Genomic DNA, 17,076 nt, shown 5'->3' on the forward strand with positions numbered 1-17,076 from the left:
CTTATTGTCATGCTTCTATGCATGTGCCTTATGTCGGGTGTAGTTACGCCATACAATACCCGCAAGGGGAAAGTGTAACGACGGACTTACGGCCGTGTTTTCTAGCACCCGACGCCTCTATAAGCGTCTCATAGAAAACGTTAATACCGTAGGAGTAAAACCATGACTGGTTCAGTGAACAATGCCAAAAAGGCAAAAAAAACTTCCCAAATAAAACAAGAGCTTTCGAAAGGCTTAGACGCATCAGTACTCACTATGTCTAGCCGCGAAATCGCAAAGCTGTGCGAGAAAGAGCACAAGAATGTTATTCGTGATATTCGTCAAATGTTTACTGAGCTCAAAATTGAGCCCAGTACATTTTTAGGCAAATATAAGGATAGCACTGGCCGAAAGCTGATTTGCTACTACCTTCCCAAGCGCGAATGCCTTATCCTTGTTTCAGGTTACAGCACAGTGTTGCGAGCAAAGATTGTCGACCGTTGGTTAGAGCTAGAACAAGCACATCAACCACAGCTACAATTGACGCAAGAAGATGATACCGTCTATCGCCTTCCAGAAGATCGCACAAAGATACCACTACGCATCAGAGATTGTATCGACAAACACGCCCAGCAATTAGCCGCACTATATCGGCTAGAAGCAGAGGCCTATTTGCTTAATCATGTTTACATGGGTGCTGTAGGCATATGGCGCGAGATATCCTTCTCAAAGGTCGAAGAACGTCTACAGAAAGTCCTATGGCTAGATGTGATCAATAAAAAATTGGCCGAAATGCGCGCTACGCATTATTTCCTTTTTAAAGGACTAAGAGACATGCTAGCAAAAGACGTTCAGAAGCTGGAAGAGCTACACCTTTCAGCTCCTAACGAGCGCTTGCTGGTCGCTTAAACGTAAACAACTTCCCCCGTCTTTAGGCGGGGGATAGAAGTAGCTGAAGACCGTTATCTTTTTACCAAGTACGTTAAAAAAATATACTCTTTACAAGTATCAATATTGATACTATAATTAGCCTATGATGAATAGGATAGAAAAAACTTTAGAGGCAATGCGGATGCGTCCGCAAAATGTGGCGTTCAGCGATTTGTTCTTCATATGTGAGTACTTTTTTGGTGCGCCACGCAATAGCGGTTCTAGCCATTTTGTTTTTAAAATGCCTTGGCCGGGAGATCCGCGTGTAAATATACAGAAGGGATCAAATAATAAAGCTAAAGCCTATCAGGTAAAACAAGCTTTAAAGGCGATAGAAAGGATTAACCATGGAAAATAAGCACTATACCTATAGGGTTATATGGTCATCGGAAGACAATGAATATCGGCTTGTGTGCAGAGTTCCCTTCCTTATCATGGTGCGCGACCAGCGCTGAGGAAGCTTTGTTAGGCATTATGAAACTGGTAGGCGAAGTACTTCAAGATATGCACGAACAGGAAGAAGAAGTTCCTACACCATTTTCTTTACAATCATTTAGTGGTAAGTTTCAATTGAGAATACCTCCAGAGCTACACCGTTCGCTTGCTATTCAGGCGGCAGTCTAGGTAAAAAAGCTGTGGGAAATTCTGAAGTGGTGGCACGCTTACGAAAAGGCGGTCGCGTTTGGCCTGAAACCGAAATGCGCATTCGTGCTTTCATGAAGCAATATTCTACCATTACACGCGGTAGCGTTTCTAATCAAGTATCACCAAAAAGCAACTATAGCGGGAAAAGTTCCCCTATAGCTAACAAAAGTACAAAGAATGATGCTTCCCCCTCTTGCGGTACGTCCGACCTACCGCAGGACGCCGCCCGCGCCCAGTCAAACCCCCGAGTGGGCGCGGGTGGCAATCATAACAACTATAGCGTGCATACATAAAGAGCACACCATATCAACAGATGAAGACCATAAGGAATATGATCATGACAACAACAGAAGAACCTAAAGAACCCACCTACGAACAAATGCAAAATATTATAGACCAGCTAAACTCCATACAAAACCTTCTCGCAACGATCATCCGTAATCAATGAATGCGCTAAAGGCGGCTAAGCCTAAAGGAATACAACCATGCTACTAGGACTCATTTTCGCCGTCGTATCAGCAGTCTATCTAATTTCCATGGCTAGCGGTTACTACGCTCACCGCCTCGATAAGCGCATAATAGCCCAACAAAAAGAAACCATAGAAGAGCTTACCAGTACGCTAGTTGAAGCAGAAAACGCCCTAAACAAGCAAGAGTACATGATCAAAAACCTTAGCGGTTTTCTGAAAGGCGAACAACCTAATGTCCACCTTGTCCGTATTGGCATTAGCGTTGAAGACAATGACCAAATCGTAAGCGATGAAGATAGTTCATCAGAAGAACACGCAAAGATGCATTAAGAAGAACGGGGATATTAAGGAAATGGATATTGTTACTACTCCGGCAACATTTACTATTGCTTTAACAATTTTTATAGCAGCTTGTTTATTTTATGTATGGTTTGGGTTTGATTTTCTTACGGATTTATTTCCACGCCTTGGGTGGTTCATCATTTCCCTCTGGGCTCTTTCTTACATAGTTACATCAGTTTTTGTTACCACTCAACCTACAAAAACATGCTGTTGTACAGCGCAATATGTAACAAATCCAAGCGAACAGACAAAAATAGAGTAGGGAATTAATATGATAGCTTTTGAAATTGCAATGGTAATATTTTTAATAACCAGTCTCATTTGTATGATAGCTGGAATAATATATTTCATACAAAAGCGCCGATATTTTGGCATTCTCCCTGCTTGTATTTGTATAATTTGCTTTTTTTTTATGGTCAAATTCCCCCCCGAAACGTCTATAGACAACTCAGCATGTACATCGCAATGCATGACGCAACAACCGAGAAACTCTCAGTAGTTGAAAGGAAAGAACGATGAAAAAAGCCGTATTACTAAGATGCATTAGGGATATGTGAAATGGATATCATCATTGCGCTAGCCTCTTTGGCTGTAAACATCATTTTCATAGGCTTTGCAGTTTGGTTTTACCGCGTGTATGGCAATCCGCTTGATTTAGAAAAGTATAGACGTATCAATAGAGAGAATAAAGGGGTTATCCTTTATCAAAGTAAAGCTATTTCTGATCAGAATAGGACTATTGAGGACTTAAAAAAGTCTATTAACGACCTAAAAAAGCCTGAAGATGAAAAGCAAGAGGCCATACTAGAGCTAAGGAAAATCATTAAGGAAAAAGACAGCGTTATTAAGGAAAAGGACAGCGTTATTAAGGAAAATTCTAATAAAATATCCGACATGTCATTTATGCTACGGATGTTCGAGATAGATAGAACGCAACTTAGAGAAGAAGTAAAAGAGAAGAAAAACTACATTAAGTTTCTTAAGGGATATTCTTTGATATGAGAAATGGAAAAACAAGCAAGAAAATCTAGCTGAGAGAAAGGTGCATTCTATGACCACAATAGAAATAATATTTTCAATAGTATCTACAGCACTCCTCCTGCTTTGCCTTGGATTTTATTTCAACGCTTATGCTTTTAGGAAACTATCGCAAAAGCGCCAAGAGCGTTCTGAAAAAGAAATCGCGCGTATCATTAATTACCTAAAGGATATGCAAAGTCAGATTGATATAATTACTAGCCAACAGGAAGAGCTTATTAAGGATCCTAAAGGCCGAGACCTAGAACCATTTATAGAGTCTTCCGAAACAAAGCCTAATAAATATGATGAAGAAGGAACGGCACATGGGTACCGCGTACCTTTTGCATTCGAGCTTGATTTAGACTTTGCTCAAAAGCAAGGCTTCACGGAGGAAGGGGCTATATTAGAAGCCGAAAGGTTTCGTCAAGCTTTTGAAAACAGGTACTGTTACGGCGAAAAATTATATTACCAGAAACATCACTGGATCGTTGCGTGGAAAAATTGGGTTCGTCAAAGAAAAGCCTTTCGAGGAACCCATTAGATGAGAAAAGCTAGATTATAAGGTGCGCGAGACAATGACAGAAAGTATTTTATTCTCAATCATAGGCTTATCTCTGAGTTTATGTACTTGGATTTTCTTCATATCGCATAGAGATATTAAGCTTATAAATCAGATAACGATAGATATAGAACAAAATTCAGCAATCCTCAAAGAGGAAGAGATGACAACAGAAGATTTGATGAAAAAGTTTTCTGAAATAGAAAGAGATATTTTAACTGTGAAAAGAAAGTGATAAAAAATGTTCATGCCAACAATCCAATATGTTTTATTTTTTTGGTCGCTATTTCTACTATTATTTTATTTTATTATCAAAAAAAGAATAAAAAAAACAAAGTACACTTGTGCTAATATTTTATATAGAAAGAAATCCGGAATAAGAAGACAAGTAGTCTTAAAAAGATTTATAAAATACAAGATAGAAGAAGCGAAAAGTGAACTAGAAAATCTAAAGGAATTGCAAGGATAGATTATTAACTTTATTTTATAGGAGGGATATCAAGACTATATTTTATATGTACCGTCTCATTATGATCATTGGCAGATGTATGATGTATATGAAGTGTAATCTTTGGCTCATTGTACGGCTCATTGCACAGGAAATGTAGATCAAGAATAGTATAATTAATGTGCTGTTTTTTAGGGCGTATATTGATGATTTTCAATAATACACAAGACTGTTCTAAAGCTTTTTTGCATGATCCATAGAAGCAAAGGTGTTTTTCCTCTGTCCTTTTTGCTGTAGGATTTTCACGCAAAATGGGATTAAGTTCCGTTCCAATAAACTCTAAATGGAGAACATAAGATTCATCATCATACATCTTTTCGATATATTCTTGTTCGTTTTCCATGAAAAGACTACCAATCTTATTGGTTAGACTTCTCATTTTATCTTTAAAGGACTCAAATGTGCATGCATTTTCTTTAAAAATTAATGGATTGTCATCGGATATAAAGATATCCTTGATGATTATACTGTTGTTGGAGTTATTTATTAATTTTAATGAAACTATGAGCTCCCGCGAAAAACTACCATCTTTATTGCTTAAGTCACATTCATTACTTTCTGGAAAATATGCATGTATTCGCTCTATTTCTAAGGGAAGTCCAAGATCAACTTTTCTTTTTTCCTCTAAATTCAAGCCAAGTTTTGCTAAAGAAATTATCGTGTTTTCTTCCAAGCTTTTGGCTTTATTTTTTTCTATTTCTAGAGCTTCTTTGTTTGTCTTATTTTTGTTCCATAAGTGGACAAATTTTATAATACGCCCAATAATCGTGATTATTATTCCCGCTATAGGGATAATCCAGACTAAGTTTTTGCTTATCCAATCCCACATCCGTAATTACCCCCCTTTGCGTTTTATTTATTCAATAGCAAAGCACTGTAATTCGCGTTTTATGATTCTGCAACGGGGGTTGGCATGAGGACTATTCTATGCCTTGACCTTGGTAGCAAAATGGGCTGGGCGGCATTTTGCGGTAATGGATTTATACGCAAGCCGCAGGTACACAGCCTTGCTAAAGATGCTTTTTGCCAAGGCGCTATGACCAGCGGCTCTGTTACCTTTAAAAAAAGAACTTTTGACGGGGGCGGCGTACGCTTTTCTAAATTCCGCATATGGCTAAGTGATACCAAACACCGCTTTGAATGTGCTGGAAGTAGTCTTGATAAAATCTATTACGAAGAAGTGCGTCGCCACCTTGGAACAGATGCCGCCCATGTTTACGGCGGCTTTTTAGGCGTTCTCACCGCTTGGTGTGAACATCATCAGATTGACTATCAAGGCGTGCCCGTTGGTACCATTAAGAAGCACGCTACAGGCAAAGGCAATGCATCAAAAGATGATGTTTTAAATGCCATATGGGATAGAGGCCATCATCCAGAGGATGACAACGAGGCCGATGCCTTAGCCCTTTTATATTACGCTTTAGATCGAGAGGAGGAGGATATGGAGAGCTGATGCATATCTTGATTGATCTCACCACCGCTTTAGCAAACTCTGGAGCTAGCGCAGAGCAAATAGTTGCCGCGGTTCATGCTGTTTGCAATTACGAAAAAAAGGTACGCGAAGCAAAACGCTTGGCGCATCTTGAAGCACGCCGCTATAAGGCAATGTCACCTCTTTATATGGAGGTAGCCAATACAGACCATTTTCCCGATGTGGGAAAAGTGGTTTATGACTGTAACGAGTCTTCATATCAAGGCGAGGCAGAAGAAAAAAAGAAATCTGCTAATGCTCTTCGTCAGCAACGCTTTAAAGAACGTTTTAAAAAATGTTATGGGATAAATTATTCACGGCTTTATGACTGTAACACTAAAAGCGTTACCCAAGGCGTTACCCGCGTTACCCAAGGCGTTACCCACCCCACCGAAAGCGTTACCCAAAGCGTTACCCGCGTTACCCACCCTGCTGAAAGCGTTACCCAAGGCGTTACCCACCCCACCGAAAGCGTTACCCAAAGCGTTACCCGCGTTACCCACCCTGCTGAAAGCGTTACCCAAGGCGTTACCCACCCCACCGAAAGCGTTACCCAAAGCGTTACCCGCGTTACCCACCCTGCTGAAAGCGTTACCCAAGGCGTTACCCACCCCACCGAAAGCGTTACCCAAAGCGTTACCCAAGGCGTTACCCACCCCACCGAAAGCGTTACCCAACAAAATTTAAAAAAAGAAAAAAAGAAAATACCCCCCCACACCCCCCTAAAAGAAAAAAAAAAAATAAAAAAAACAAACCCTATACGCGCGTATACGCGCGAGGGATCCCGAAACAAATTTCAACACTCCCTTCGACAAACCTCGACCTCGCTACAACGGCTAGTGAGCCCATAGAGGCTATTCCACAGCCCCCCAAAACACCACAATCCTCAAGGGGTTGTCGCCTACCACCCGATTTTGAGCCCGATCTTAACTTCGCTAGACAGCAAGGCTTAACGGAGGAGAAAATCTGCGTTGAAGTCGAAAAATTCCGTGACTATTGGGGCGCCAAGGCGGGGAAAGACGCCACAAAAGTTAACTGGCAAAGCACATGGCGTAATTGGATTAGAAGATCACAAGAATATTCCGCAAAAGGAGGCGGTAATGGAACCACAAATAACAACACCCGACAAAATTTTGGACAGCCCAATAACCATAATCAACAACAGCGCGGCTGGGGGCATCGCGTCGCGGAAAAAATGCTTAAGATCCCAACTACAGGAGATATGTACGCTTTTCTGTTCGAAAACACACCGCCAACCACCGTTTCTGTGGATGAAGGGGCAAAAGCCAACACCCCAAGAACAGCAGGAAATCTTATCGCTAACTAAGCAAGCTTTAAAAGAACTGGATAGGCCTGCTGATGCCAAGGACATTAGCCTTGCCTTTGCTCTGCTTAGCGCTGGTTTAAAAGTTTCAACCAATCAAGACGAAAATGCAACCGCTTTGGCTTATAAGAGGGCTCTTGAAGACATTGGCTATTGGGCTCTACAGAAGGCAACAGAAGACGTTTTGCGCGGTAAGGCAATAGGACTTTCAGCAACCTTCATGCCTGCTACTTCTGAGTTTGTTCTCTATTGCGGACAGCTTGAAAACAATTGCCGGCGTATGATTGATTACATTCACAAAACTTTAAATAAAGGCGAGGCCAATGTTTAAAAAACAAAAGACCATTGTCGCCACCCTATCGGGCTATGCAAACCATAAAGCAGGCGTACAACAAGTGTTCTACAACCTCTACGAGGACAAATACGGGCGGCGTTTCATGCAACGCTTTGAAGGCAAAACCTATAATTACACACCCTTTGGTGCTGATTTTAGCGTTGCGGCCTATGTTGATGCTTGGCTCCATGGCGGCTCTTTGCCACAAGCCGCTTTAGCAAAAAGCCAAGCCGAAGAAGCCGAAAACCTGCTTGATTTGGAAGAGATTACAGGACTACAGCTATTTGAACAGAAGGAAACCACACAATGTCTAGCCTAAATAAAGTTATACTTATTGGCCATTTGGGCAGAGATCCAGAAATCAAAGCCATGCAAACGGGCGGGCAAGTGGCTCTATTCTCATTAGCAACTAGTGAACGCTGGAAGGATAAGAACACGGGTGAGAAGCGCGAAAAGACCGAATGGCATCGCATTGTGATTTTTGACGAAAACCTTGTCAATATTGCCGCCTCTTATCTAAAAAAGGGAAGCCATATCTACGTAGAAGGGCAATTACAAACCCGCAAATGGAAAGACCAAAGCGGTGTGGAACATTACACCACAGAAGTTGTTTTACAGAAATACCGCGGTGTTATCCAAATGCTGGGGCAAGCAGGCAATCAAGGTCAAGACACACAGCAAGTCACAAGCCAAAAGCCCCCAGCTGGTGCTAGCACCATGACCTATGGCCAACACAGAGGCCAAACACAGGCATCCTATCAAGCGCCATTATCCTACGATGATCAACTCAATGATGAAATACCGTTTTAGAGAGGCAAACGATTGCAAAACGCGTGCTTATCATTGATTAATATTTTAATATTTCATCCAAGGAAAGCGAAACAAAGATGATTGATCCTGCACTGTTCAATTTACCATGGTTGACATTGGTCACATTAGCCTCTGGCTATGCTGGGTATCATATTGCCAATAACGGCATACACATGGATGATAGAACCGCAAACATCTTCTTCCCATCCCTTTGCTTTGGCTTGATTGGTGCGAGTTTTTATAAAGCCGCCGTGTATTTTGGTATGGTTGAACCTTTTCCGGCTATCCCTGCGTTTTTTGGGACAATTATTATAAGCGCGCTTTGGCGTAAATATTTTCGCCTATGGTTTTATAAAATACTACGTAAGCTGGATATTAGTCACGCTAACAATATGCCATCGGCTTGGATAGGCTTTTACGAAAATACCAAAACACGTACCTATGAACTCTGTGTTCAGCTAAAGGATGGCACCAATTTTTTATCACAAGACGTCGCTAAGTTTCAAGAGCTACCTAATGGGCCTTTCGCGTTAGGCAGTACAGGCGATGTTGTCATGTATGTTACTCATGAAGCGCATCCCGAAGTTGACAACTGGATAGAACGTAAGGAAATTTTACATGAAGAAGCAGGCGCTTATGCGACCTACATCCCTGCCGATCAAATCAAGCTGGTAAGCTTGAGAAGGATATGGGCTACCTCTTGCGCAACTTTGGGGAAAGACTAGGAGGCGCAGGAGGATTCTTGACATGATCGGATGGAACTGCTTTCTGCTGAACATCTAAACCTATTTTTCTGTCATCATTTAAATATGGATACATATTCAGACTTTTAGCTATTGTGGGATGTATATTGTTTTTTTTCTTCTTCATGGAATCACCTTTTCTTTAAAATTATAGAAGAAGACTATTTCTATAGCTACTCAACATCACACAATATCTAAATAAAGAGTTTAATATTAAGAATTGGCAATTCCATGGAAAGCGTTAAAACTTATGACTCCCGAACCGTTGCCTATAAGTTTTTAGACCTTAAAGAAAAAGAGGACGGCGGCAGTTTAACGCTTACGCAAGTTTTAAAGCTTGTATATATCGCGCATGGTTGGATGTTAGGCATTTATCACCACCCGTTGATTAAAGATCCTGTTCAAGCATGGACGTATGGCCCTGTTATACCGAATCTTTATGAAGCGATTAGGCGGTTTGGTAAATCAACGGTCAAGAAGGCCGCTTTAAAGACTGACGAGACATTAAATACAGAAGCAATTAAAATCATTGAATGGGTTTACAAACATTACGGGCATTTAAGTGACTATAAGCTCTCTGATATCACTCATGCAAAAGGCACCCCTTGGGAGCAAACCTATACAGGAGAATTTGGAACACCTATTAGTGATAAGTTGATTGAAACCTACTATCGTGGGTTATGGTGTGAGGCGAAATAAAACCGTGTAAGTCTTAATCGCTACATTGCTTCTAAGCTATAGGCTTTTGCCCTAGACATCGCTCTTTTACATCAATATATAGTGTGTACCATTTATTAATACGTAATATATTGATATTATTAAGAGAAAGGAGCGAGGGATGGCAGTTAAGAAGCGCAAGAAAGCGAGAGGTCGGCCACGGATTGAAGGCGCGGGCTCGTGAACCTAGTGGACGGATATCGCGTTCAGGCCATGGTTTCACACGTCGTGGTGCTAATGATAATGAACCAATTGATTTACTAGCCCTAAGGATGCGTGCAAAGCATGCAGGCCTATCATTGGAAGATGCGAAGAACCCATTAGCGGCAACTTCTATTGGCCGTTTGCGTTTGCTAGGGCGCGAACAAGGATTGAGTGAAGCGCAATACGACGCCGCCGAAAAGTATTTACAGGTGCGCAATGATTATCTTTGTGCAAAGGGTTTTGCTCATGGCTATTATGATAGACCACAAAGCCAAGACTTTACAGGAACTGTAGAAGAATGGGTTATCAAATGCACCAAACGGTGGCAAGATGCGCGGCTCGCTCTTAAAGAAGCGCAGTTTGATAACCCCGATGACAATCTATTCGCGGCTATTCAGTATATCGTTGAGGATGATATGGATGTATCACATTTGGTAGGTGCTCTCCGTTTAGCTCTCAACGCTTTGTCGCGCCATTTTTTACTTGACAAAAGCATGTCATAAATAGAAACTGACATTGGGTGCTGTGAAGATTTCCGCCTAAATTTTGGTTCGACTTTGTAACGAACATTTTCACTTACCTTTCCCGACAATGCAGTGCATAGAGGTGATCCATGGCGTTCAGTAACGACGAGGCTGTCACTGTGCGCTTTGATCTAAAAGACGCCAATAACATGTTGGATGTCTTAGGTGAGACGCAATTACACAAAGTAGCAAGCGCCTCTATCAATAATACGCTTAGCAAGGCGCGTACCAAAACAATCACCATGATCCGCAAGAAAGCGGGTCTACCTGCTAAATACCGCAAGAACTATTTGAATGATAAGGTGAGGCGTTCAGCGAAAGCTACGCCCCAGCAACTCTATTCTAAGATGATTGTGCTCTATGGAGATATCCCGCTTAAGCTGTTTAAGCATGAGGAGCAAGCAAGCATCGGTATGCAGGTTGAACTGCTTGGTGGCAAGCAGATGTTTGCAGGCTATTTTGATCATGGCGGCACCTTCCCCAACCGTACGCCGCTAAAGCCTAAATTAAACAATCATGTATTCATGCGCGATCCAAGCAAGACTAAGCGTGTGCGCTTAGCTAATGGTAAGACAAAACTTGTGCCGCGTTTGATCAGGCCTCTAGGTGTTAATGCCGCATCAATTATGACCCGCGATGGTATGCAGGCTAAAGTAGCGCAGATGGTTAGCACGATGTTTCAAGAGACCATGCAGAAGAACATCAACAAGGCTCTGCTTAAGTGAAGTGGGTTTAATTTTCCAATAATTAGAAAAATATTCTAATATTGCCAAGGTACTTCCCGCGGGGGGGGCATAGGCGGGTCGATGCGCAGCGCGATATTTTTCTAGCGTTAGGGATTTTTAAATCACTTAACTTGTTAACTCATTGAAACAAAATACAATTATTTGACGCTAATTTTCTTGGGATTATCGTAGCTATTTTGCAAAGCATTTCTATGCGGCTTTTGGAGATTTTTTACAAAAATGTCAGAGCTAGAATTAGAAAATAATTCTAATACAAAAGAGCGGCGCGCCCTATTCTCTAAGCGTCTAGGGGTTAGCAAGGCCTATATAACCCAACTTGTAAAGAAGGGTTTGCCCACAAGCGATGATGGTCAATTCATCCTCGTTGATGAAGCTTTAGCATGGATTAAGGCCAACATTGCGCCCGCCTATAAAAAGAGTAAAGTCGGTGAAGTTGTTAACCTTGATCTTAACGAAGTTAAGTCGCGCTTAACTCTTGCCCAAGCAGAGAAGGTAGAATTTGAACTTAGTGTTAAAAAAGGAGAATACATAAGAACCGATCAAGTGATACGATCGATTTTTGCGTTTACCCGTAATTGCCGTGATATGCTGATGTTGTTTCCAAGTCGCCGCAGTGCCGATATTGCTGCCGCGTTAGAATGTGACCATGGCAAGGTTGTTATTGTTTTGGAGCAACATATTCGCGAAGCTTTGATAGAGATCGCCAATATTCCTTTGCCTGACTTCTCTCAAATAGGTGATGATGAAGAAAATGGCCAAGATGCATCAGACCAAGATGATAGCGAGCGCGAAGCGGCAGGCTAAGAACCTCGCGCGTGTAGCAGAGGCTTTGGCAGAAGGGTTTCGGCCTGACCCCGCCTATACGGTGTCTCAATGGGCAGACATTCATCGCTATCTATCAACAGAAGCAAGCGCGGAAGCTGGATTATGGCGGACATCAAGAACGCCTTATCTGCGCGAGATCATGGACAATCTGTCGAGCTATTCAAGCATTGAGACGACGGTTGTTATGAAGGGCGCGCAAATTGGTATGTCAGAAGCGGCGCTAAACTTCTGCGGTTATGCCATACACCATTCGCCTGGCCCCATTCTGTACGTGATGCCTACGGTAGATATGGCAAAGAAGCTCTCAAAGATGCGTGTTGAGCATATGATACGCAACAGCAAGGCTTTGTCAGAGCGCATTGCCCCACCACGCGCGCGCGATAGCGGCAATACGCTGTTTATGAAGGAGTTTGCAGGGGGCTCGCTAAACTTGACGGGCGCTAATTCAGCGGTGGGCTTGCGCTCTATGTCTATTCGCTATTTAGTGCTTGATGAGGTTGATGGGTATCCGATTAATGTTGATGGTGAGGGTGACCCCGTTACCCTTGCTCTTCGTCGTACGGCAAGCTACCCGCGGCGTAAGGTATTTATGCTCTCAACGCCAGCAAGCCTTGAGACCAGCCGTATTAAAGCCGAATTTGAGAAGGGTGATCAGCGTTATTATAATGTTGTGTGTGAAGATTGTCATGAGCTACAGCCTATTACGTGGGCGCAGATCCGCTGGCCTGAAGACAAGCCTGAGGAGGCTCACTTTTTTTGCGCCCATTGTGGCGCTATTCATGAGGAACATCGCAAGGCGGCGTTGCTGAGCGAAGCCAATGGCGCGCGTTGGGTAGCAACCAAACAGAGCCGCTATAACAACTTTCGCTCCTATCACCTATCGGCGCTTTATTCGCCATGGTTTACGTGGGGTGAATGCGCACGTGCGTTTTTAGAGGCTAAGAGTGACCCAGCAACGCTACAATCTTTTGTCAATACGGTTTTAGGTGAACCTTGGGAAGAGCGCCAAGGAGCGGCAAATGATGCAACAAAGCTCTATGCTTTGCGTGAAGAATATGAACTTTTACCGCCGCAGGTGGCGCTTCTAACCTGTGGTGTTGATGTGCAACCTGATCGCTTAGAGTTGGAGCTTGTTGGCTGGGGGCGTGGTGAAGAGAGCTGGAACATTGATTATAAAATCATTCAAGGTAATCCATCGGAAGGAAGAGTTTGGGAACGTTTGGACGGCTATTTAGACAAGCGTTGGCCGCATCCTGCTTTTCAAGAAAAGGGGGGTATGAAAATTCATGCGATCTGTGTTGACACGGGCGGTAGCAATACGCAAGCGGTGTATGATTATGTCAGAGACCGTGAAAACCGTCGTATTTGGGGCGTGAAGGGCAAAGGCGGCTCTTATCAGGTGTGGCCGAAAAGACCCAGCCGTAAAAACAAAGGCAAGATCAATCTTTATAATGTGGGCGTAGATGCCGCTAAAGACATGATTATGGCGCGCCTTAACAAGGTAGGTGCAGAAGCTTGCGGCTCTGGTGCCTGTCATTTTCATAAGGATCGTGACCTTGAGTATTTTGAGCAATTAACAGCAGAATATAAGAAAATAGTCTATCGCGATGGCCGCAAGAAATATGCATGGGTAAAGGCCAAAGCGGCGCGCAATGAGGCACTAGATTGCCGTGTCTACGCCTATGCGGCGCTTAAAGGCCTTTTAGCTGAGGATGTTGATTTGACGGCGGAGGCAGATTGGATAGCAGAGTTCCTTTCTTGCGATGCATCGCGCGAAAAGCCTGCGATTAAAATAGTGCCTACCCCCTATAACGCTCTATGTGCTTTGCGCCGCCCATTGTCTGATGAACCGAAAAAACATGTGAAGAAAGGTTTGTATCGTGGCTGGTAGGTTAGAGGATTTAAAGAAACAAAGAGCACAATTAGAAACAGCGCTTTATTCCGGCACGCAATCGCTCAAACATGGCGATAAACAAATTATTTATAAAACCACGGCCGACATTCGCCGCGCTTTGGATGATCTGGATGAACAGATTGCCAAATTAGAGGGACGCGGGAAAATAAAAATCTTTAATCTTTATCCAAGTAGAGGTTTGCGTGGCTAATTTTTTTCAGAATTTATTTAACTGGGGCAATGCGCCACGCACGCCTATTTTAGAAAGTGGCGCGCATGGGCGCAAACTTGAAGATTTTGAGCCAACCAGAAAACATATCAATGCGGCCATTCAAGAGGCAGGCGACACAATAGACGCGCGTTTGCGTTGGGCTTATAATAATATTCCCCTTTATGGCGGGGCGGCTGACCAATGGGCATCATCGGCTATTGTTGACGGCATTAAACCGATGCCGATTATTAAAGGCTATGACAGTGTGCGCGATGCTTTAATAAAGCGCTGGTGGCGTTGGGTTGATGAAGCGGATTATTATGGTCGTAGTAGTTTTTATGGTTTACAGCAACTGATAGCACGTGAAGTGTTTTTGATGGGCGAATGTTTTGTGATTTTACGAAGCATCAAGCCAACCACATCTTACGTAGATTTACCGTTTCGATTAGAAGTTTTGCCAAAAGAAATGTTGGATGTGCACTATGATGCCCCCGCTAAAATAGAGGGCCATTATATACGTATGGGCATTGAATTTGATGCTAATGACCAATGCGTAGCCTACCATTTTTTTACACGTCATCCTGCAGATTATACACCGTTTACGCAAAAAAATAGGCATCAAACCTATGTTCGGGTTGATGCAGTCGATGTTATTCATGTTTGCGAAAACCGTGATGCAGGGCAGTTGCGTGGCCTATCACGGGCCACACGCTCGCTTATTAAATTTTTTGAGCTCAATTGCTATGACGAAGCGGAGCTTGATAGAAAGTGCTAGTGCACTTTTTGCTTTTTTCTTTACAGGGCGGGGCGAGTTGCCTGTGGATCCAAATGAGCGCAACAAAAACAAGGCGCGCGCACATTTGCCTGATACAATTACTGGTGGTGCGGCATTAGATTTAGGCGATGATAAGGATGTTAAATTTTCAACACCTACCGATGTTGGTGGCAATTATGGTGAGTTTCAATACCAAAATTTATTAAAGATTTGTGCGGGACTTAACATGCCCTACGCATTAGTGACGGGCGATGTGACAAGAGGTAATTTCTCAAATGCGCGCACAGCGCTCGGCCAGTTCCGCCGTCTTATAAGGCAATGGCGTGAAGAAATCATCGGCTATCAGTTAAATAGATTGGTTTGGCGGCGTTTTGTTGAGATGTCTGTCTTGTATAGCAAAGTACATTTGCCCCACTTTGATGAAGATCCTTATCAATGGTTTGATATTTTAAACTTTGGCCCGCAATTAGAAATGATTGATCCGCTTAAAGATATCATGGCGGAAAAGCTAGAAATTGCTTCGGGTTTAAAAACGCTGACAATGGCGTTGAACGAGCGGGGTTATGATGCAAAAACCGTCCTACAAGATCGCGCCGATGAATTGGCCTTTTTAAACACGCTTGGGCTTAAGTTTAGCGACGACGGTAGTAGCGTTATTCAGGATGAAAAAAGCGATGAGGACGATGAATGAAGCTAGCTTTCCGTATATGAGCGCGCGTCTATTCAACACACCCCACATGATCACTAGCGACAAGCTAGAGATGATTATTCAAGGGTTAGAGCCTCGCTTGTTTAGCGAAAATTTAGCCGCCATCAAAGGACAAAACTTGGATACTGTGCCCTTTAACGTGGTTGATAATATTGCGGTTTTACCTGTTCATGGCACATTGGTTACGCGCGGTGGCTATATGGCAGCGCAGTCGGGACTAGTATCTTATCCGATGATTGGGGCAAATTTTGCACAAGCTTTAGCACGCGATGATGTTAAAGGCATTTTGCTTGATATTGATAGCAGTGGCGGCGAGAGCAACGGCATTTTTGATTTGGTAGCTGATATGCGGGCACAAGCGCAAGCGTGTGGTAAGCCCGTTTGGTCAATTGCCAATTACGCTGCTTGTTCGGCTGCTTATATGTTGGCTTGTGTTGGTGAAAAAATTTACACCACACAAACTAGCACCATGGGGTCGATCGGTGTTGTTTGGGCGCATATTGACCAATCGAAAGCCGATGCGCAAGCAGGCAATAAATGGACCCTTATACATTCTGGCAAGAATAAGATTGATGGCAATACGCATAGGCCGTTAAGCGATGATGCTTTTGCAAAGATGCAAAATGTCTGTGACCAGCTTTATGAAATGTTTGTCACAAACGTTGCACACACACGCGGCCTTGATGCGGAATGTATCCGTCAAACCCAAGCCAGTAGTTACTTTGGCATAGAGGCCGTTGCGCACGGGTTGGCTGATGGCGTGGCTTCTCTAGACGAAACACTACTGAGATTTCAACAAAGCATAAACTTAGGAAAGGATGCCGCAATGGCGCGACACTTAAAAGCACAAAGCGCGTTTGAAGACGACGACGACGAAAAAAACACATCCACGCAAGAGAGCGAAAAGGATGAGGAAACACCGCACGCTGAAGACGCGCCCGCAATTGGTGAAGAAGAAGATGTCGGGGATGATGGCGATCTATTTCCTGATGAAGTTGATGTGGGCGAGGATTTTATCATCGATGATGAAGAGAATTCACCGCAAGCAAAGCGGCAAGGCGGAGTCGCAAATTCAGCAATTCGTGAACGACAACGCACTATTGCTCTTATTAACTTAGCCAAGCAAATGCGCCGTTTGGATCTTAATTTTAATGCCGAGGCGGCGATTAAACAACAGTTAAGCGTAGGCCAAGCTAAGAGTAAAATTATAGACCAGCTTGTGAAACGCTCTCAACTTGGCATACAGGCAAAAACAACAAAACAACGCACCCTTTTAGGCGAAAAATCAATACAAGCGTGCAATTGACCGCTCAATGGAAAGAGCGTTTAGATGCTA

General features: G+C 43.1%; 25 protein-coding genes. 24 read left to right on the forward strand and 1 reads right to left on the reverse strand.

Features of this window, described 5'->3' with window-relative positions; translation table 11 throughout:
* Positions 1-162 precede the first annotated feature (162 nt).
* The 9 genes from ACK28X_RS03470 to ACK28X_RS03510 all read left to right on the forward strand — a co-directional run bounded on the left by ACK28X_RS03470 (position 163) and on the right by ACK28X_RS03510 (position 4,180).
* Complete coding sequence (locus tag ACK28X_RS03470; RefSeq protein WP_412057084.1) at positions 163-888, forward strand: Rha family transcriptional regulator; 726 nt, start codon at positions 163-165, stop codon at positions 886-888.
* A gap of 124 nt (positions 889-1,012) precedes the next feature.
* On the forward strand, positions 1,013-1,267 hold the full coding sequence (locus ACK28X_RS03475; RefSeq protein WP_412057085.1) for a toxin HicA: 255 nt from the start codon (positions 1,013-1,015) through the stop codon (positions 1,265-1,267).
* A 38-nt stretch (positions 1,268-1,305) separates the two neighbouring features.
* The gene (locus ACK28X_RS03480) at positions 1,306-1,533 is read left to right on the forward strand and encodes a toxin-antitoxin system HicB family antitoxin (RefSeq protein WP_412057086.1); all 228 of its coding nucleotides are present in this window, start codon (positions 1,306-1,308) and stop codon (positions 1,531-1,533) included.
* Positions 1,534-1,544: 11 nt separating this feature from the next.
* Positions 1,545-1,847, forward strand: coding sequence for a hypothetical protein (locus ACK28X_RS03485; protein WP_412057087.1), 303 nt, complete (start codon positions 1,545-1,547; stop codon positions 1,845-1,847).
* 243 nt (positions 1,848-2,090) lie between these two features.
* A complete protein-coding gene (locus ACK28X_RS03490; RefSeq protein WP_412057088.1) occupies positions 2,091-2,354 on the forward strand; it encodes a hypothetical protein in 264 nt (87 codons plus the stop codon).
* Entirely contained in the window at positions 2,314-2,628 is a 315-nt protein-coding gene (locus ACK28X_RS03495) for a hypothetical protein (RefSeq protein WP_412057089.1), read from the forward strand. The genes ACK28X_RS03490 and ACK28X_RS03495 overlap by 41 nt, the downstream gene beginning before the upstream one ends.
* Before the next feature lie 296 nt (positions 2,629-2,924).
* Positions 2,925-3,368 carry a hypothetical protein gene (locus tag ACK28X_RS03500; protein ID WP_412057090.1) on the forward strand — a complete coding sequence of 148 codons (444 nt, stop codon included), beginning with the start codon at positions 2,925-2,927 and terminating at the stop codon, positions 3,366-3,368.
* Between the two features lie 49 nt (positions 3,369-3,417).
* Positions 3,418-3,927, forward strand: a complete 510-nt coding sequence (locus ACK28X_RS03505; RefSeq protein ID WP_412057091.1) for a hypothetical protein — start codon at positions 3,418-3,420, stop codon at positions 3,925-3,927.
* A gap of 34 nt (positions 3,928-3,961) precedes the next feature.
* Entirely contained in the window at positions 3,962-4,180 is a 219-nt protein-coding gene (locus ACK28X_RS03510) for a hypothetical protein (protein WP_412057092.1), read from the forward strand.
* A gap of 244 nt (positions 4,181-4,424) precedes the next feature.
* On the opposite strand, the gene ACK28X_RS03515 is transcribed toward ACK28X_RS03510, so the two are convergent.
* Complete coding sequence (locus tag ACK28X_RS03515; protein WP_412057093.1) at positions 4,425-5,282, reverse strand: hypothetical protein; 858 nt, start codon at positions 5,280-5,282, stop codon at positions 4,425-4,427.
* An 84-nt stretch (positions 5,283-5,366) separates the two neighbouring features.
* Here ACK28X_RS03515 and ACK28X_RS03520 point away from each other — a divergent pair, with 84 nt between their 5' ends.
* From ACK28X_RS03520 to ACK28X_RS03590, 15 genes are all read left to right on the forward strand, one after another.
* Positions 5,367-5,906, forward strand: a complete 540-nt coding sequence (locus ACK28X_RS03520; protein ID WP_412057077.1) for a hypothetical protein — start codon at positions 5,367-5,369, stop codon at positions 5,904-5,906.
* Entirely contained in the window at positions 5,906-6,775 is an 870-nt protein-coding gene (locus tag ACK28X_RS03525; RefSeq protein WP_412057094.1) for a hypothetical protein, read from the forward strand. The genes ACK28X_RS03520 and ACK28X_RS03525 overlap by 1 nt, the downstream gene beginning before the upstream one ends.
* 249 nt (positions 6,776-7,024) lie before the next feature.
* Entirely contained in the window at positions 7,025-7,579 is a 555-nt protein-coding gene (locus ACK28X_RS03530) for a hypothetical protein (protein WP_412057095.1), read from the forward strand.
* Positions 7,572-7,901, forward strand: a complete 330-nt coding sequence (locus tag ACK28X_RS03535) for a hypothetical protein (RefSeq protein WP_412057096.1) — start codon at positions 7,572-7,574, stop codon at positions 7,899-7,901. Before ACK28X_RS03530 ends, ACK28X_RS03535 begins: the two co-directional genes overlap by 8 nt.
* Complete coding sequence (gene ssb / locus ACK28X_RS03540) at positions 7,889-8,392, forward strand: single-stranded DNA-binding protein (protein ID WP_412057081.1); 504 nt, start codon at positions 7,889-7,891, stop codon at positions 8,390-8,392. The genes ACK28X_RS03535 and ssb overlap by 13 nt, the downstream gene beginning before the upstream one ends.
* A 77-nt stretch (positions 8,393-8,469) precedes the next feature.
* On the forward strand, positions 8,470-9,117 hold the full coding sequence (locus ACK28X_RS03545; protein WP_412057097.1) for a hypothetical protein: 648 nt from the start codon (positions 8,470-8,472) through the stop codon (positions 9,115-9,117).
* A gap of 249 nt (positions 9,118-9,366) precedes the next feature.
* Positions 9,367-9,834 carry a Panacea domain-containing protein gene (locus ACK28X_RS03550; RefSeq protein WP_412057083.1) on the forward strand — a complete coding sequence of 156 codons (468 nt, stop codon included), beginning with the start codon at positions 9,367-9,369 and terminating at the stop codon, positions 9,832-9,834.
* A gap of 182 nt (positions 9,835-10,016) precedes the next feature.
* Positions 10,017-10,559 (forward strand): hypothetical protein, encoded by a 543-nt coding sequence (locus ACK28X_RS03555; protein WP_412057098.1) that lies wholly within the window; start codon positions 10,017-10,019, stop codon positions 10,557-10,559.
* Positions 10,560-10,669: 110 nt separating this feature from the next.
* A complete protein-coding gene (locus ACK28X_RS03560; protein WP_412057099.1) occupies positions 10,670-11,305 on the forward strand; it encodes a hypothetical protein in 636 nt (211 codons plus the stop codon).
* Positions 11,306-11,545: 240 nt separating this feature from the next.
* Positions 11,546-12,130 carry a hypothetical protein gene (locus ACK28X_RS03565; protein ID WP_412057100.1) on the forward strand — a complete coding sequence of 195 codons (585 nt, stop codon included), beginning with the start codon at positions 11,546-11,548 and terminating at the stop codon, positions 12,128-12,130.
* Positions 12,078-14,042, forward strand: coding sequence for a phage terminase large subunit family protein (locus tag ACK28X_RS03570; RefSeq protein ID WP_412057101.1), 1,965 nt, complete (start codon positions 12,078-12,080; stop codon positions 14,040-14,042). Before ACK28X_RS03565 ends, ACK28X_RS03570 begins: the two co-directional genes overlap by 53 nt.
* The gene (locus tag ACK28X_RS03575) at positions 14,032-14,256 is read left to right on the forward strand and encodes a phage head-tail joining protein (RefSeq protein ID WP_412057102.1); all 225 of its coding nucleotides are present in this window, start codon (positions 14,032-14,034) and stop codon (positions 14,254-14,256) included. The genes ACK28X_RS03570 and ACK28X_RS03575 overlap by 11 nt, the downstream gene beginning before the upstream one ends.
* Positions 14,249-15,031, forward strand: coding sequence for a phage portal protein (locus ACK28X_RS03580; protein WP_412057103.1), 783 nt, complete (start codon positions 14,249-14,251; stop codon positions 15,029-15,031). The genes ACK28X_RS03575 and ACK28X_RS03580 overlap by 8 nt, the downstream gene beginning before the upstream one ends.
* Positions 15,000-15,722: a phage portal protein gene (locus ACK28X_RS03585; RefSeq protein WP_412057104.1), complete on the forward strand. Its 723-nt coding sequence runs from the start codon at positions 15,000-15,002 to the stop codon at positions 15,720-15,722. The genes ACK28X_RS03580 and ACK28X_RS03585 overlap by 32 nt, the downstream gene beginning before the upstream one ends.
* Positions 15,694-17,046 (forward strand): S49 family peptidase, encoded by a 1,353-nt coding sequence (locus tag ACK28X_RS03590; RefSeq protein WP_412057105.1) that lies wholly within the window; start codon positions 15,694-15,696, stop codon positions 17,044-17,046. Before ACK28X_RS03585 ends, ACK28X_RS03590 begins: the two co-directional genes overlap by 29 nt.
* Positions 17,047-17,076 lie beyond the last annotated feature (30 nt).

Origin of the sequence: Bartonella sp. DGB2, from assembly GCF_046843095.1 — a bacterium.
In the GTDB taxonomy this organism is placed as follows: Bacteria; Pseudomonadota; Alphaproteobacteria; order Rhizobiales; family Rhizobiaceae; genus Bartonella.

Excerpts from the sequence above, each read along its gene's own strand:
- ACK28X_RS03565 (WP_412057100.1), top strand. The coding sequence starts at position 11,546 with ATGTCAGAGCTAGAATTAGAAAATAATTCTAATACAAAAGAGCGGCGC.
- ACK28X_RS03585 (WP_412057104.1), top strand. The coding sequence starts at position 15,000 with ATGACGAAGCGGAGCTTGATAGAAAGTGCTAGTGCACTTTTTGCTTTT.
- ssb (WP_412057081.1), top strand. The coding sequence starts at position 7,889 with ATGTCTAGCCTAAATAAAGTTATACTTATTGGCCATTTGGGCAGAGAT.
- ACK28X_RS03505 (WP_412057091.1), top strand. The coding sequence starts at position 3,418 with ATGACCACAATAGAAATAATATTTTCAATAGTATCTACAGCACTCCTC.
- ACK28X_RS03570 (WP_412057101.1), top strand. The coding sequence starts at position 12,078 with ATGGCCAAGATGCATCAGACCAAGATGATAGCGAGCGCGAAGCGGCAG.
- ACK28X_RS03590 (WP_412057105.1), top strand. The coding sequence starts at position 15,694 with ATGAAAAAAGCGATGAGGACGATGAATGAAGCTAGCTTTCCGTATATG.
- ACK28X_RS03515 (WP_412057093.1), bottom strand. The coding sequence starts at position 5,282 with ATGTGGGATTGGATAAGCAAAAACTTAGTCTGGATTATCCCTATAGCG.
- ACK28X_RS03535 (WP_412057096.1), top strand. The coding sequence starts at position 7,572 with ATGTTTAAAAAACAAAAGACCATTGTCGCCACCCTATCGGGCTATGCA.
- ACK28X_RS03500 (WP_412057090.1), top strand. The coding sequence starts at position 2,925 with ATGGATATCATCATTGCGCTAGCCTCTTTGGCTGTAAACATCATTTTC.
- ACK28X_RS03525 (WP_412057094.1), top strand. The coding sequence starts at position 5,906 with ATGCATATCTTGATTGATCTCACCACCGCTTTAGCAAACTCTGGAGCT.
- ACK28X_RS03545 (WP_412057097.1), top strand. The coding sequence starts at position 8,470 with ATGATTGATCCTGCACTGTTCAATTTACCATGGTTGACATTGGTCACA.
- ACK28X_RS03495 (WP_412057089.1), top strand. The coding sequence starts at position 2,314 with ATGAAGATAGTTCATCAGAAGAACACGCAAAGATGCATTAAGAAGAAC.
- ACK28X_RS03520 (WP_412057077.1), top strand. The coding sequence starts at position 5,367 with ATGAGGACTATTCTATGCCTTGACCTTGGTAGCAAAATGGGCTGGGCG.
- ACK28X_RS03480 (WP_412057086.1), top strand. The coding sequence starts at position 1,306 with ATGAATATCGGCTTGTGTGCAGAGTTCCCTTCCTTATCATGGTGCGCG.
- ACK28X_RS03490 (WP_412057088.1), top strand. The coding sequence starts at position 2,091 with ATGGCTAGCGGTTACTACGCTCACCGCCTCGATAAGCGCATAATAGCC.
- ACK28X_RS03560 (WP_412057099.1), top strand. The coding sequence starts at position 10,670 with ATGGCGTTCAGTAACGACGAGGCTGTCACTGTGCGCTTTGATCTAAAA.
- ACK28X_RS03510 (WP_412057092.1), top strand. The coding sequence starts at position 3,962 with ATGACAGAAAGTATTTTATTCTCAATCATAGGCTTATCTCTGAGTTTA.
- ACK28X_RS03475 (WP_412057085.1), top strand. The coding sequence starts at position 1,013 with ATGATGAATAGGATAGAAAAAACTTTAGAGGCAATGCGGATGCGTCCG.
- ACK28X_RS03530 (WP_412057095.1), top strand. The coding sequence starts at position 7,025 with ATGGAACCACAAATAACAACACCCGACAAAATTTTGGACAGCCCAATA.
- ACK28X_RS03550 (WP_412057083.1), top strand. The coding sequence starts at position 9,367 with ATGGAAAGCGTTAAAACTTATGACTCCCGAACCGTTGCCTATAAGTTT.
- ACK28X_RS03470 (WP_412057084.1), top strand. The coding sequence starts at position 163 with ATGACTGGTTCAGTGAACAATGCCAAAAAGGCAAAAAAAACTTCCCAA.